The organism is Psychrobacter jeotgali, assembly GCF_904846315.1.
In the GTDB taxonomy this organism is placed as follows: domain Bacteria; phylum Pseudomonadota; class Gammaproteobacteria; order Pseudomonadales; family Moraxellaceae; genus Psychrobacter; species Psychrobacter jeotgali.
In genome coordinates, this window is record NZ_CAJHAF010000007.1 from 1 (window position 1) to 564 (window position 564).

1 protein-coding gene is annotated in these 564 nt (G+C 50.9%); it reads left to right on the forward strand.

Going from position 1 to position 564, the window contains the following annotated elements:
* A partial coding sequence (locus tag JMX18_RS13165; RefSeq protein WP_201588376.1) for a hypothetical protein occupies positions 1 to 564 on the forward strand: 564 nt, incomplete at both ends.

Sequence of the window (564 nt, forward strand, 5' to 3'; positions counted from 1 at the left end):
GATACTATCAATGACTTTAATGCGGAGGGCAGTGAGCTGGTCGGCATTACCATTAGTAATCCGGTCGGCGGCGGCTTTGAGGCCATCGTGGTCGGTCAAGCAACTGCTGATATGAACATTATCGATTCACCAGTTCCTGATCCTACAGACACTATCACCGTCTCCATTGCTGATAACGTCGGCGATGTGATTGAGGGCGATAGCGCTAGCTTCCCGATCAGTCTCACCGATTCCGATGGTAACAGCGTTACCGCCATCACCGATATTACCGTTGATGTCGCTTATAGTGGTGTGGCCGCGAACGGCGTCGACTTCACTGGGGTGGTACAAGTAACCATTCCGACAGGTAGTAGTAGTGTTGATTTGGTTCTTAATACCATCGATGACTTTATCGCTGAAGGTAGTGAGCTGGTTGGCATCACCATTAGTAATCCAGTTGGCGGCGGCTTTGAGGCCATCGTGGTCGGTCAAGCGACTGCCGATATGACCATTGTTGACGAAGCCGATCCCGGTCCTGAGGACACTATTACTGTCTCTATTGCTGACACCGTTGGCGATGTAATC